Origin of the sequence: Shinella zoogloeoides, assembly GCF_003574625.1 — a bacterium.
GTDB classification, from domain to species: domain Bacteria; phylum Pseudomonadota; class Alphaproteobacteria; order Rhizobiales; family Rhizobiaceae; genus Shinella; species Shinella zoogloeoides_A.
On sequence record NZ_QNUJ01000011.1, the window covers coordinates 35,160 to 48,111 of the forward strand.

Here is a 12,952-nt window from a genome sequence, read left to right on the forward strand (position 1 = left end):
ATCATGAACGCCTATCGCATGAAGCCACTCGCCTTTCCCTGGCCGCCGCTGATCTACGGCGCGGCCATAGCGGCGGCCTTCCTGCTCCAGGCGTATTTTCCGCTGGAGGTCGCGGAGACGAACATGTGGTACGCGTGGGTGGGCGGCGGTCTGTTCGTGGTGGCGGCCGTGGTGCTGGACGTGTGGGCGATGCGCACGCTGCTCGACTGCCACACGACCATCCTGCCGAACCGCTGCTCGACCTATCTGGTCACGTCCGGGCCCTATCGCTTCACGCGCAACCCCATCTATCTCGGCTATACGCTGACGACCGCCGGAATCGGCCTCGCCCTGCTCAATCCGTGGTGCATCGTGACGGCCATCGTCGCCGCGGCCGTGACGAGCCTCGTCGCGATCCGCCGGGAGGAGCTGCATCTCCTCTCGCGCTTCGGCATCGATTTCGAACGTTATTGCAACGGCACGGCGCGCTGGATCTGAGCGGCAGGCCCTTCAGGTGCCGACGCCGATCTCGGCAAGGCGCGTGAGACAGGCTTCCTCGACATTGTCGAGCTCGGCCAGCGTCTCCTCGATGTCGCGGCGCTTCTGGCGCAACTCGTCGCGCTTCTCGTTGACCTTGTTCATCAGCATCTCGAGCTGGCCGACTTCGCCCGGCGGGTCCTTGTAGACGCGGATGATGTCGCGGATTTCCGCGATGGTGAAACCGATGCGGCGCCCGCGCAGGATTTCCTGGATGAGGCGGCGGTCCGCGGGGCGGAAAAGACGCGTGCGGCCCCGGCGCTCGGGGTTGATCAGCCCCTCGTCCTCGTAGAAGCGCAGGGTGCGGGTGGAAACCCCGAATTCGCGCGTCAGCTCGGTTATGCTATAAAACTTGTCCACGCCTGCTCCGATCTCTTCTACCGGCGCATTCTATTGACTTTTACGTATAAGTCAATTTTTCCCTAGCGGATGGCGAACCACCAGGTCGCAAGGCCGAGAAATGCGAGGAAGCCGACGATGTCGGTGACGGCCGTGACGAAGACGGCCGACGACACCGCGGGGTCGGCCCCTGCCCGGTCGAGAAAGAGCGGAATGGCGATGCCGGCGAGCGCCGCCGCCGTCATGTTGATCAGCATGGCCGCCGCGATCACGCCGCCGATATTGGCGTCGTGGAACCAGACACCGGCGACGAGGCCGATCATCAGGCCGAAGGCGATGCCGTGCAGCAGGCCGACGCCGGCCTCGCGGCGCACGACGCGCCAGGCGTTGTGAATATCGAGATTGCGGGTGGCAAGCGCCCGCACCGTCACGGTCATGGTCTGCGAGCCGGCGTTGCCGCCCATGCCGGCGACGATCGGCATCAGCACGGCGAGTGCCACGATCTCCTCGATCGTCGCCTCGAACACCGAGATGACGGAAGCGGCAAGGAAGGCGGTCAGGAGGTTGACGAGCAGCCACGGCGCACGCGAACGGACCGTCTCGATGGTGGTGTCGGAGAGCTCCTCGTCGCCGACGCCGCCGAGGCGCATAAGGTCCTCCTCCGCTTCCTCCTGGATGACGTCGACCACGTCGTCGATGGTGAGCACGCCGACGAGCCGGCCGTTCTCGTCGACGACGGCGGCGGAGAGAAGGTCGTACTGCTCGAAGAGCTGGGCGGCCTCTTCCTGGTCCATCTCCGCCGGGATCGGATGGTTCGTCTCCCGCATGATGGCCTCGATCTTCGTGCCGCGCGGCATGCGCAGGATGCGGTCGAGATCGATGGCGCCGAGCAGCCGGAAGGTCGGGTCGATAACGAAGATCTGCGAGAAGCTTTCCGGCAGGTCGGCATCCTCGCGCAGGTAGTCTATCGTCTGCCCGACTGTCCAGAACGGCGGCACGGCGACGAATTCGGTCTGCATGCGCCGGCCGGCCGTGCTTTCCGGATAGTCCAGCGAGCGGCGCAGGCGGATCCGTTCGGTGAACGGCAGCTTGGCGAGGATCTCGTCCTGGTCCTCCTGGTCGAGGTCTTCCAGGATGTAGACGGCGTCGTCCGAATCCATCTCGCCGAGGGCGGCGGCGATCTGCTCGTTCGGCAGGTGCTCGACGATGTCGAGGCGGATCGCCTCGTCGACTTCCGTCAGCGCGGCGAGGTCGAAGTCGGCGCCGAGCAGCGAGACGAGCTGGCGGCGCTGCTCCGGCTGGATCGCCTCCAGAAGGTCGCCCATTTCCGATTCGTGCAGCCGAGCGACATGCCGGCGCAGGAACAGGAGATCGCGGTCGGCGATGGCCGCGCCGACATGCATGAGGAAATCCGAGCGGACGGAGCCGTCCTCGGCATAGATGTCCTCGCCGTCGAAGGTACTGTGCTCTGCCTTGCCCTCATGGATACGGTCGTCGTCGCCGGTGTCTTCCATCGGGCCGCTCCTTGTATCGGGCTCGTCAGGCCCGGCACGCGGCGCGGGCGGATAACGACAGGGATTGCTTGCAGGGTTCCTCGCAAGACGCCGTCTTTCAGGGCCTTGCCTGTTTTCTGCTAGCCCAAAGCGCGCGGCCGGTCCATCGCCGAGAGGCGGCAAAAGCGGGGTCGATGCGAAAAATTCGCAACCTGTTGCAATTTCACGCAAATCGAACGGTTTGGCTCGGCGGCGTTTTCCGCCCGCTGCAAACGCGCTAGGAAAGCCTGTCCGATCCACCAGCCGGAGCCGTCCATGGCGATCCTTCCCATCCTGCGCTTTCCCGATCCGCGGCTGCGCCTTCCCTGCAAGCCGGTGGAAGCCTTCGACGCGCGCCTTGCCGAATGCGCGGCCGATCTGGCGGCGACGATGCGCGCGGCGCCCGGCATCGGCATCACGGCGGCGCATGTCGGCATCCTCGAGCGGCTGACGGTCATCGAGCTGGACGGCCCCGCTTCGCAGCGCGTCTATGTGAACCCCGCCGTGACGTGGTTCTCGCCCGAACTGCAGCGCCATGCGGAAGGCAGCGTCTCGATGCCGGGCGTCACGGACGAGGTGGAGCGCCCTGCCCGCATCCGCTTCACCTACCAGGACCTCACGGGGAAGACGCATTCGGAGGAAGCCGACGGCCTTCTCGCCGTCTGTCTCCAGCATGAGATCGACCAGCTCGACGGCATTTTCTGGATCGACCGCCTGTCGCGCCTCAAGCGGGAGCGGATCGTCAAGAAATTCCGCAAGGCAGGCGAATAGGGAACCAGCCGCGGCCTTCGGCGTTGAGGAAGCACCCCAACCCGAAAGGAGAAACCCGATGGTCGCAGCAACCCAGATTCGCGAACATATGGAAGTCAAGGCAGCCGACGGCGGCCATGTCGGCACGGTCGACCACATGGAAGGCGACAGCCGCATCAAGCTCACCAAGAGCGATTCCAGCGATGGTCAGCACCACCTCATTCCGCTCGACTGGGTGGACCATGTCGACGCCCATGTTCACCTGAACAAGGATGCCGACGAAGTCCGCCAGCAGTGGTCGTCGATGAACTGATCGCGAACGGCTTGAACAAGGGGCCCGCCGAAAGGCGGGTTTCTTTTTGGAAAAATGCTTCCGCGGTCAGTCGCCGCGCGCGGCGGCCGCAAGCTTTGCCTCGCAATGATGCTTCTTCATGGCGGTCGAGAGGTTTCGCCGTCCCCGCTCGTCGGCATCGGCCTTCGCCGCCTCCATGTTCCGGCACCATTCGGCATCGAGAACATGCTCGGGAATGTGCGGCATGCAGGACGCCAGCAGAAGCAGCGGGCAAAGGACAAGAAAGCGCATTCCCCAAACCTCCCCGGCCGTCTTCAGGCACCGCAAAAACAAAAAACCCGGCACTAGGCCGGGTTCTTTTGGTGCGGTCGAGAAGACTCGAACTTCCACGGGTTGCCCCACAGCGACCTCAACGCTGCGCGTCTACCAATTCCGCCACGACCGCATCGTGGTAGGTGTCGTCTTGCGGCGACGGGGGTGCATGTAGCAAAAGGTTTTGGGGTGCACAAGGCCGCGCGACAAGAAAAATGACGGAAAGCGAAACAATTTCAACACGACCTGTGGGAAAGCCCGGAAACCCCTGAAATCCTTGCATGATCGCCCCTATATCTGGCACAACGGAAAGCAAAAGGACGGCCATCATGCAGCGTCAGGACATTTCCATCTCCCTTCTCGCGCTCCCCGGCTCGCCGCCGGTGCGCTGGCGCATCGCGCGGGATCTCGTTCCCTATGACGTGGCCGTCGAGACCATGGAAAACGAGGCCGCGGCCATCGCCCGCGGCGAGGCAGACGAGCTCGTCTGGCTGGTCGAGCACCCACCGCTCTATACGGCCGGCACCAGCGCCGTTGCGGACGACCTTGTGGCGCCGGACCGGTTCCCGGTGTTTTCCACGGGCCGCGGCGGCGAATATACCTATCATGGCCCCGGCCAGCGGGTCGTCTATGTGATGCTCGACCTGAAGCGCCGCCGGCAGGACGTGCGCGCCTTCGTGGCGGCGCTGGAGGCGGTGGTGATCGATGCGCTCGTTTCCATGAACATCCGCGGCGAGCGGCGCGAGGATCGCGTCGGCGTCTGGGTGCGCCGGCCGGAGCGGCCGCCGCTGCCGGACGGCTCGCCCGCCGAGGACAAGATCGCCGCCATCGGCATCCGCCTGCGCCGCTGGGTAAGCTTCCACGGCTTCTCGCTCAACGTCGATCCCGATCTCGAGCATTTCTCCGGCATCGTGCCCTGCGGCATCCGCGGCTACGGGGTCACGAGCCTCGTGGATCTCGGCCTTCCGGTGATGATGAGCGATGTGGATGTCCGCATCCGCGACTCCTTCGAGCGCGTCTTCGGCCCCACCGCCAACGAGGCGGACTGTCCGTCCGAAAGCCGTCCGCAGGCCTGACCAGTCCCGGCCTCAGGCGAATTCCATGATCACGGCGTCGACGGCGAGGCTCTCGCCGGGCTTTGCCTTGATCGAACCGACCGTCAGGTCGCGCTCGGCGCGCAGCACGTTTTCCATCTTCATGGCCTCGACCACGGCCAGCGTCTCGCCCGCCTTGACCTCCTGCCCCTCGCTGACGGCAATCGAGACGACGAGGCCCGGCATCGGGCAGAGCAGCATCTTCGACGTGTCCGGCGGCAGCTTGACCGGCATCAGCGCGTCGAGCTCGGCAAGCCGCGGCGTGAAGACGCGCGTGCGCACGGAAAGCCCCTGCCAGTCGATGCGCATGCCATTGAGGAACGGGCGAAGCTGCGCCGTCACGCCGCGTCCACCGACCGTGCCGCGCCAGACCGCCTCGCCCGGCAGCCAGTCGCTCCGCACGGCGTCGCCCGCCGTCAGTGCATGATAGGCATCGCCGATCTTCACGACCCAGTCCTTGTTCTGCCCAGTGGCCGGGCGGAGCCGGTCGAGGTGATGCGACCGCCGCTCGGTATCGACGAGATGGGCGGAAAGCGCGACCCGCGCCAGAATGCCGGCCTCCTCCGCCGTCGGCTCCATGGGGGCGAAGCCTTCCGGATATTCCTCGGCGATGAAGCCGGTGGACAGCCGCCCTTCCCGCCAGCGCGGATGGCGCATCAGCGCGGCGAGGAACGGGACATTGTGCTCGATACCGTCGACCACGAAACCGTCCAGCGCATCGCTCATCGCATCGATGGCCTGAAGGCGCGTCGGCGCGAAGGTGCAGAGCTTGGCGACCATGGGGTCGTAATACATGGAAATCTCGGCGCCCTCGTAGACGCCGGTATCGTTGCGCACGACCGTATCGCCGCTCCGGCCCTCCGCTGGCGGCCAGTAGCGCGTCAGCCGGCCGATGGATGGCAGGAAGTTGCGATAGGGATCCTCGGCATAAAGGCGGCTTTCGACGGCCCAGCCGTTCAGCTTTATATCGGCCTGCGTCAGCGTCAGTTTCTCGCCGGCCGCGACCCGGATCATCTGCTCGACGAGGTCGATGCCGGTCACCAACTCGGTCACGGGATGCTCGACCTGCAGGCGGGTGTTCATCTCGAGGAAATAGAAGTTGCGCTCGCGGTCGACGATGAACTCCACCGTGCCGGCGCTCTGGTAGTCCACCGCCTTTGCGAGCGCCACCGACTGCTCGCCCATGGCGCGTCGCGTCGCCTCGTCGAGGAAGGGCGACGGCGCCTCTTCCACGACCTTCTGGTTCCGCCGCTGGATCGAGCATTCGCGCTCGCCGAGATAGAGCGCGTTGCCATGGGCGTCGGCGAGAACCTGAATCTCGATATGGCGCGGATCGACGATGTATTTTTCGATGAAGACGCGGTCGTCGCCGAAGGAGCTCTTCGCCTCCGAGCGGGCCCGCTCGAAACCGTCGCGTACCTCCGCCTCGCTCCAGGCGATGCGCATGCCCTTGCCGCCGCCGCCGGCCGAGGCCTTGATCATCACCGGATAGCCGATCTCACCGGCGATACGCTCGGCATGGCCCGCATCCTCGATGACGCCGAGGAAACCCGGAACGGTCGAGACCTTCGCCGCATTGGCGAATTTCTTCGATTCGATCTTGTCGCCCATGGCGCGGATCGCCTTCGGCTTGGGGCCGATGAAGACGATGCCCTCGGCCTCCAGCGCCTCGCAGAAGCTCGCCCGCTCGGACAGGAACCCGTAGCCCGGATGCACCGCCTCGGCGCCCGTCTCCTTGCAGCCGGCGATGATCTTCTCGGCGACGAGGTAGCTTTCCGCAGCAGGAGCCGGGCCGATATGCACGGCCTCGTCGGCCATCTCGACATGCAGCGCATCCCCGTCCGCATCGGAATAGACGGCGACGGTGGCGATGCCCATCCTGCGTGCCGTCTTGATCACGCGGCAGGCGATCTCGCCGCGATTGGCAATCAGGATCTTCTTGAACATGCTTTCCTCCCGGCAGTCTGCATCGGAGTTTTAGCCATAAACGGCACGCCCGTACAACGGCAGGATGGAGCGCACTTTAGTCGAAGGCGATGTCGGCGTTCGCCTTGCGGTTCTTGTGCTCGCGCCAGATGATGAAGAGGCCCGAGGCGACGATGATGCCGATGCCGAGCCATTTGGACGGCGTCGGGAAATCCCCGAAGATCGCATAGCCGAGAATGGTCGCCGAAATGATCTCGAAATACTGGAACGGCGCCAGCAGCGAGAGCGGTGCCATGCGGAAGGCGCGCACCACCAGAATATGCGCATAGCCGGAAAGCGCGCCGAGGATGAGGAGCAGCACGAGGGTGAAGAGCGACTGCGGCAGCGAGGGCGCGAAATCGGCAATGCCGGCCATATCGCCGGCGAACACCGCCGCCCCCATGAACACCATGCCGCCAAAGCCGGCGATCGTCTGCATGGTGACGGGAGAATCGGCATTGCCGATGGCGCGGTTCATGAAGAGGTAGACGGAATAGAGGAAGGCGCAGGCAACCGGCAGCAGCGCCGTCCAGCCGAAGAGAATGAAGCTCGGCTGGATGACGATCAGCGCGCCGCCGAAGCCGACGATGATGGCGAGCCATCGCCGCCAGCCCACCCGCTCGCCGAGGAACGCGGCCGACATCGCCGTCAGGATGAAGGGCTCGACGAAATAGATCGCGAAGACGTCTGCCAGCGGCATGTATTTGACCGCCGCGAAGAAGAACAGGCTCGCTGCGCCGTGGATCGCGCCGCGCAGGAGGTTCAGCCACGGGCGCTTCGGCCGCAGCATGGCGCTGCCCTGCGCGGTGAAGATCAGCGGGATCGTGCAGACGACCTGGAAGAAGAACCGGTAGAACGTCACCTGCCCCGGCGACATGCCGGCAAAGGTCGCCATGTATTTGGCGATGGCGTCCATGCATGGCAGCATCAGCATGGCGACGGCCATCAGCACGACGCCCTGCATGGTGCTGCCGCCCTCTTGATCGGTGGTGCTGCCGGCTGTGGCGTTCATGCGCATCTCCCTTGCTCGCCTCTGCATAGCGGTTTTCGGCCGGCTGGCAATGCGGAAATCTCTCTTCGCGCGGGCGGCGCAAAGCGGCGCAATTGAGGTAGAGGGCCATCCCCTCTTGCCTGTAAGCTCACGGGCGAGACAATGGAGGCCGTGATGACCTTTCCCGGCGAAAACAATACGATCCCCTTCCCTCTCGTCCGCAACGACAGCGATACGCTCGGCGGGCGCCTCTGGCGAGCGCGCGATGCGCTCGGCCTTTCCATCGAGATCATCGCGGCGCGGCTCGGCCTGCCGGAAGAGACGGTCACCGGCTGGGAGCGCGACCGGTCGGAGCCGGATAGCCGGGCGCTTTCCATGCTGGCCGGCCTGCTTGCCGTCTCCCCCGCCTGGCTCGTCGCCGGTGTCGGCACGGCGCCGGCCGTCCCCATGGACGATAATCCCGTCGAACAGCTCATGCACCAGCTCGGCGAGGTGCGTCAGCTTTTCGACAGGACGGGCAAGGCTCTCGCCGCGCTCGAAACCGAGGTCGCAAGATTGATCAAAAAAGATCAAGGCTGACTTTTTTACATTCGCCGCACTTGAGACGCCGGACCGGCTCTGCAATGGTCGGCCCGACACAGAATCCGCATAAGGGAGACGAACATGGACGTACGCGCCGCCGTTGCCGTTCAGGCCGGAAAACCGCTTGAAATCATGACCGTGCAGCTCGAGGGCCCGCGCGCCGGCGAAGTGCTTATCGAGGTGAAGGCGACGGGCATCTGCCACACCGACGATTTCACGCTGTCGGGCGCCGACCCGGAAGGTCTCTTCCCCGCGATCCTCGGCCATGAGGGTGCGGGTATCGTCGTCGATGTCGGCCCGGGCGTCACCTCGGTCAAGAAGGGTGACCACGTTATTCCGCTCTACACGCCGGAATGCCGCGAGTGCTATTCCTGTCTCTCCCGCAAGACGAACCTGTGCACCGCCATCCGTTCGACGCAGGGCCAGGGCCTGATGCCGGATGGCACGTCCCGCTTCTCCATCGGCAAGGACAAGATCCACCACTATATGGGCTGCTCGACTTTCGCGAACTACACGGTCCTGCCCGAGATCGCCGTCGCCAAGGTCAATCCGGACGCGCCCTTCGACAAGATCTGCTACATCGGCTGCGGCGTCACCACTGGCATCGGCGCCGTCATCAACACGGCCAAGGTGGAGATCGGCTCGACGGCCGTGGTCTTCGGCCTCGGCGGCATCGGCCTCAACGTGCTGCAGGGCCTGCGCCTTGCCGGCGCGGACATGATCATCGGCGTCGACATCAACCCCGACCGCAAGGAATGGGGCGAAAAATTCGGCATGACGCACTTCGTCAATCCGAAGGAAGTCGGCGAGGACATCGTGCCGTACCTCGTCAACATGACGAAGCGCAACGGCGACCTGATCGGCGGCGCGGACTACACGTTCGACTGCACGGGCAACACGAAGGTGATGCGTCAGGCACTGGAATCGGCCCATCGCGGCTGGGGCAAGTCGGTCATCATCGGCGTTGCCGGCGCGGGGCAGGAAATCTCCACCCGTCCGTTCCAGCTCGTCACCGGCCGTCAGTGGATGGGCACGGCCTTCGGCGGCGCGCGCGGTCGCACGGACGTGCCGAAGATCGTCGACTGGTACATGGACGGCAAGATCCAGATCGACCCGATGATCACCCACACCATGCCGCTGGAAGACATCAACAAGGGCTTCGAGCTGATGCATTCCGGCGAGTCCATCCGCGGCGTCGTGGTATACTGATGCCGGCAGCCGCCTATAGCGTCGACGTGCGGAGAATGGAAACGTTCTCCGCCGCCGAGCTTTATGCCCTGCTGAAACTGCGCGTCGATGTCTTCGTCGTCGAGCAGGCCTGCCCCTATCCGGAGCTGGACGGCAAGGATGCGGACGCCCTCCATCTTCGCCTGCTGATCGACGGCGAAACCGCCGCCTATGCCCGGATCTGGCGTCCCGAGAACGCCGCGCCACGCATCGGCCGCGTCCTCGTTTCGCCGGACCATCGCGGCAAAAGGCTCGGCGAGGCCCTCATGCAGGAAGCGATCCGCGCCTGCGAGGCCCATTTCCCCGGCACGCCGATCGAGCTGTCCGCGCAGAGCTATCTGCAGCAGTTCTACCGTTCCCTCGGCTTTTCTCCGACATCGGAGGAATATGTCGAGGACGGCATCCCGCATATCGACATGCGCCGGGCCGGCGCAGGCGTTGCGCAACGCGCCTGACCGACGGCGGAGCCCCGTGTCCAAGGAAAGAACGATCGCATGAGCGAGGATCTGCCCACCATCTATGTCGACGCGGATGCCTGCCCGGTGAAGCCGGAGATTCTCAAGGTGGCGGAGCGGCATGGGTTGCCGGTGACCTTCGTCGCCAATTCGGGGCTGCGGCCGTCGCGCGATCCGATGGTGCGCAACGTCATCGTTTCGGGCGCCTTCGACGCGGCGGACGACTGGATCGCGGAGAATGTGCAGGAAGGCGATATCGTAATCACGGCCGACGTGCCGCTGGCGGGGCGCACCGTCGCCAAGGGCGCGCATGTCACCGGCCCGACCGGCCGGCTGTTCGACAAATCGAACATAGGCATGGCGAGCGCGATGCGTGACCTCGGCGCGCATCTTCGCGAGACCGGTGAGAGCAAGGGCTACAACGCCGCCTTTTCGCCGCGCGACCGCTCCGCCTTCCTCGAAACGCTCGACCGTCTCTGCCGCCGGGCGAAGAACGCGCGCACGGGGTCGCCATCATGACGGCAAAACCCGGACCCAAGGTCTATGGCCGTCACGTGCCCTTCTATGCCGGCATCGGCGCTGCCGCGCTCGGCCTTGCGGCGGCCCTCTGGCTGAAGCCGGATTTCGCCATCGCCGCCGCGGCGACGTGCTTCTTCCTCTGCTATCTCCTGCTCACGGCCTGGCGTCTGCCGCGCCTGACGGCGCGCTATCTCGAGCACTATGCGACGGATGCCGACGAGCCGGTCGCCATCATCTTCGCCGTGACCTTCGCCACGGTCGCCGTCTCGATCGGCTCGCTCTTCGTCGTCCTCAACCGCAAGCCGGCCACCGGCACCGAACTGGCACTGGCCTTCGCCTCGGTCGCGCTCGGCTGGCTCACCATCCACACCATGGCAGCCCTTCATTACGCCCATGTGTACTGGCGGCCGGGCAGTGCCAAGACGGGCGGGGAGACCGGGCGCGGCCTCGATTTTCCCGGCGACAGCGAGCCCGGCGCCTATGATTTCCTCTATTTCGCCTTCGTCATCGGCATGACGGCGCAGACCTCGGATACCGCGATCACCTCCACGGCGATGCGCAAGGTCAATCTGCTGCATGCCGTCGTCTCGTTCTTCTTCAACACGGTGCTGGTCGCCGCCGCCGTCAACGCGGCCGTGGCGCTCGCCTCCTGAAACCGATCGGAGTTTTCCATGAAAGTGCTTTCCCAGAACACGGCCTTCGGCGGCATGCAGGGCGTCTTCACCCATGATTCGGAAGCCTGCAAAGGCGAGATGACCTTTGCCGTCTTCGTGCCACCGCAGGCGATCCGCGAGCCGCGCCCGGTGCTCTGGTATCTCTCCGGCCTCACCTGCACCCATGCCAATGTGATGGAAAAGGGCGAATATCGCCGCATGGCCGCCGAGCTCGGCCTCATCATCGTCTGCCCCGACACCAGCCCGCGCGGCAACGACGTGCCGGACGAGATGACCAACTGGCAGATGGGCAAGGGCGCAGGCTTCTATCTCGACGCCACCGAGGAGCCTTGGGCCGAGAACTTCCAGATGTACAGCTACGTCACGGAGGAGCTGCCGAACTTCCTCAGCCAGCACTTCCGCATGGACATGAGCCGGCAGGGCATCTTCGGCCATTCGATGGGCGGGCACGGCGCCATGACGATCGCGCTGAAGCACCCCGACCGCTTCAGGAGCTGCTCGGCCTTCGCGCCGATCGTCGAGCCCTCCACCGCCGACTGGTCGGCCCCGGCCTTCGAGAAGTATCTCGGCGCCGACAAGGCGAAATGGCGGGAGTACGACGCCTGCGCGCTGGTGGCCGACGGCGCCCGCTTCCCGGAATTCCTGATCGACCAGGGCAAGGCGGACGGCTTCCTGGAAAACGGCCTGCGGCCCTGGCTCTTCGAGGAAGCGGTCAAGGATACGGACATCAAGCTGACGCTGCGCATGCACGAGCGCTACGACCATTCCTACTACTTCATCTCGACCTTCATGGACGATCACCTGAAGTGGCACGCCGAGCGGCTCGGCTGACACAGACATGGCGGGGGCGCATGGCTGACATGCCGCCGCTGCCCTTGCCCTCCCCGCATCGATAGGCAATATTCCGCGCCGGTAGACGGCTACCGCCGGAAAGATTCGGTCACAAACGCGGGGACGGCCTCGCTCCTTTGAAACGGAGTAGGCACAATGCCCTGGATCCTTCTTACCCTTGCAGGTCTCTTCGAAATCGGCTGGGCCATCGGTCTCAAATACACCGACGGCTTCACGCGGTTCGTCCCCACCGTCCTGACCGCCGCTTCCATGCTCGTCAGCATCGTACTGCTCGGCCTTGCCGTGAAGACGCTGCCCATGGGCACGGCCTATGCCATCTGGACCGGCATCGGCACGGTCGGCACGGTCATTCTCGGCATCGTCCTCTTTGCCGAACCGGCAACGGCCATGCGCCTCGGCTGCATCGCCCTCATCATTACCGGCATCCTCGGCCTGAAGTTCGTCGCCTAACCCCGGCGATTGTCGAGCGCGAAGGCCCCAGGTCCCGCGACCGTCAGGTAGAGGAAGACGAAGCAGAAGAGGATCGCGGCATCGCCGCGATTGTTCACCGGGAAGAAGCTCTGCGGCGCATGGGCCATGAAATAGGCGACCGCCGTGAAGCCGCAGAGCACGAAGGCCACCGGCCGGGTAAAGAGCCCCACCAGGATCAGCAGGCCGCCGACCACCTCGAGAACACCGGCAAGGCCGATCAGGTTCATGAGATCGCCGAACGGCTGCTCGGCGGGCGGAAAATTGAAGAACTTCTGCGTGCCGTGCTCGATGAGGAGCAGAGCGGTCATGATGCGAAGCGCGGCCAGCGCCTGCGGCCGCCAGGCGGACAAACGGTCGAACATGCGATGCACTCCCTTTCGG

17 protein-coding genes and 1 tRNA gene are annotated in these 12,952 nt (G+C 65.0%); 11 read left to right on the top strand and 7 right to left on the bottom strand.

Annotated features, from left to right (window positions below; translation table 11 throughout):
- Positions 1-3: 3 nt before the first annotated feature.
- Positions 4-477 (top strand): methyltransferase family protein, encoded by a 474-nt coding sequence (locus DSD28_RS20355; RefSeq protein ID WP_119258270.1) that lies wholly within the window; start codon positions 4-6, stop codon positions 475-477.
- Between the two features lie 12 nt (positions 478-489).
- Here the strand turns inward: DSD28_RS20355 and DSD28_RS20360 are convergent, their stop codons facing one another.
- Positions 490-876, bottom strand: a complete 387-nt coding sequence (locus DSD28_RS20360; RefSeq protein ID WP_119258271.1) for a MerR family transcriptional regulator — start codon at positions 874-876, stop codon at positions 490-492.
- Positions 877-938: 62 nt separating this feature from the next.
- Positions 939-2,369 (bottom strand): magnesium transporter, encoded by a 1,431-nt coding sequence (gene mgtE, locus DSD28_RS20365; RefSeq protein ID WP_119258272.1) that lies wholly within the window; start codon positions 2,367-2,369, stop codon positions 939-941.
- 294 nt (positions 2,370-2,663) lie between these two features.
- Between mgtE and DSD28_RS20370 the strand changes: the two genes are divergently transcribed.
- Both DSD28_RS20370 and DSD28_RS20375 read left to right on the top strand, forming a co-directional pair.
- Positions 2,664-3,158, top strand: a complete 495-nt coding sequence (locus tag DSD28_RS20370) for a peptide deformylase (RefSeq protein ID WP_119258273.1) — start codon at positions 2,664-2,666, stop codon at positions 3,156-3,158.
- 58 nt (positions 3,159-3,216) lie between these two features.
- Complete coding sequence (locus DSD28_RS20375) at positions 3,217-3,450, top strand: DUF2171 domain-containing protein (RefSeq protein WP_119258274.1); 234 nt, start codon at positions 3,217-3,219, stop codon at positions 3,448-3,450.
- Between the two features lie 66 nt (positions 3,451-3,516).
- On the opposite strand, the gene DSD28_RS20380 is transcribed toward DSD28_RS20375, so the two are convergent.
- Positions 3,517-3,720 (bottom strand): hypothetical protein, encoded by a 204-nt coding sequence (locus tag DSD28_RS20380; RefSeq protein WP_119258275.1) that lies wholly within the window; start codon positions 3,718-3,720, stop codon positions 3,517-3,519.
- Positions 3,721-3,789: 69 nt separating this feature from the next.
- Positions 3,790-3,874, bottom strand: a tRNA-Leu gene (locus DSD28_RS20385).
- Positions 3,875-4,070: 196 nt separating this feature from the next.
- On the opposite strand from DSD28_RS20385, the gene lipB reads away from it, so the two are divergent.
- Positions 4,071-4,817 carry a lipoyl(octanoyl) transferase LipB gene (gene lipB / locus DSD28_RS20390; protein ID WP_119258276.1) on the top strand — a complete coding sequence of 249 codons (747 nt, stop codon included), beginning with the start codon at positions 4,071-4,073 and terminating at the stop codon, positions 4,815-4,817.
- Between the two features lie 12 nt (positions 4,818-4,829).
- Here the strand turns inward: lipB and DSD28_RS20395 are convergent, their stop codons facing one another.
- Both DSD28_RS20395 and DSD28_RS20400 read right to left on the bottom strand, forming a co-directional pair.
- A complete protein-coding gene (locus DSD28_RS20395) occupies positions 4,830-6,782 on the bottom strand; it encodes an acetyl-CoA carboxylase biotin carboxylase subunit (RefSeq protein WP_119258277.1) in 1,953 nt (650 codons plus the stop codon).
- 76 nt (positions 6,783-6,858) lie between these two features.
- A complete protein-coding gene (locus tag DSD28_RS20400; RefSeq protein WP_119258436.1) occupies positions 6,859-7,764 on the bottom strand; it encodes a DMT family transporter in 906 nt (301 codons plus the stop codon).
- Positions 7,765-7,965: 201 nt separating this feature from the next.
- Between DSD28_RS20400 and DSD28_RS20405 the strand changes: the two genes are divergently transcribed.
- From DSD28_RS20405 to sugE, 7 genes are all read left to right on the top strand, one after another.
- Complete coding sequence (locus DSD28_RS20405) at positions 7,966-8,370, top strand: helix-turn-helix domain-containing protein (protein WP_119258437.1); 405 nt, start codon at positions 7,966-7,968, stop codon at positions 8,368-8,370.
- 84 nt (positions 8,371-8,454) lie between these two features.
- On the top strand, positions 8,455-9,582 hold the full coding sequence (locus DSD28_RS20410) for an S-(hydroxymethyl)glutathione dehydrogenase/class III alcohol dehydrogenase (RefSeq protein ID WP_119258278.1): 1,128 nt from the start codon (positions 8,455-8,457) through the stop codon (positions 9,580-9,582).
- Complete coding sequence (locus tag DSD28_RS20415) at positions 9,582-10,055, top strand: GNAT family N-acetyltransferase (RefSeq protein ID WP_119258279.1); 474 nt, start codon at positions 9,582-9,584, stop codon at positions 10,053-10,055. Before DSD28_RS20410 ends, DSD28_RS20415 begins: the two co-directional genes overlap by 1 nt.
- Positions 10,056-10,094: 39 nt before the next feature.
- Positions 10,095-10,574 (top strand): YaiI/YqxD family protein, encoded by a 480-nt coding sequence (locus tag DSD28_RS20420; RefSeq protein ID WP_119258280.1) that lies wholly within the window; start codon positions 10,095-10,097, stop codon positions 10,572-10,574.
- Positions 10,571-11,227 carry a DUF1345 domain-containing protein gene (locus DSD28_RS20425; protein WP_119258281.1) on the top strand — a complete coding sequence of 219 codons (657 nt, stop codon included), beginning with the start codon at positions 10,571-10,573 and terminating at the stop codon, positions 11,225-11,227. The genes DSD28_RS20420 and DSD28_RS20425 overlap by 4 nt, the downstream gene beginning before the upstream one ends.
- Before the next feature lie 18 nt (positions 11,228-11,245).
- Entirely contained in the window at positions 11,246-12,079 is an 834-nt protein-coding gene (gene fghA, locus DSD28_RS20430) for an S-formylglutathione hydrolase (RefSeq protein ID WP_119258282.1), read from the top strand.
- A 156-nt stretch (positions 12,080-12,235) separates the two neighbouring features.
- Positions 12,236-12,550, top strand: a complete 315-nt coding sequence (gene sugE / locus DSD28_RS20435) for a quaternary ammonium compound efflux SMR transporter SugE (RefSeq protein ID WP_119258283.1) — start codon at positions 12,236-12,238, stop codon at positions 12,548-12,550.
- Here the strand turns inward: sugE and DSD28_RS20440 are convergent.
- Positions 12,547-12,933: a DoxX family protein gene (locus DSD28_RS20440; protein ID WP_119258284.1), complete on the bottom strand. Its 387-nt coding sequence runs from the start codon at positions 12,931-12,933 to the stop codon at positions 12,547-12,549. The genes sugE and DSD28_RS20440 overlap by 4 nt on opposite strands.
- Between the last annotated feature and the right edge of the window lie 19 nt (positions 12,934-12,952).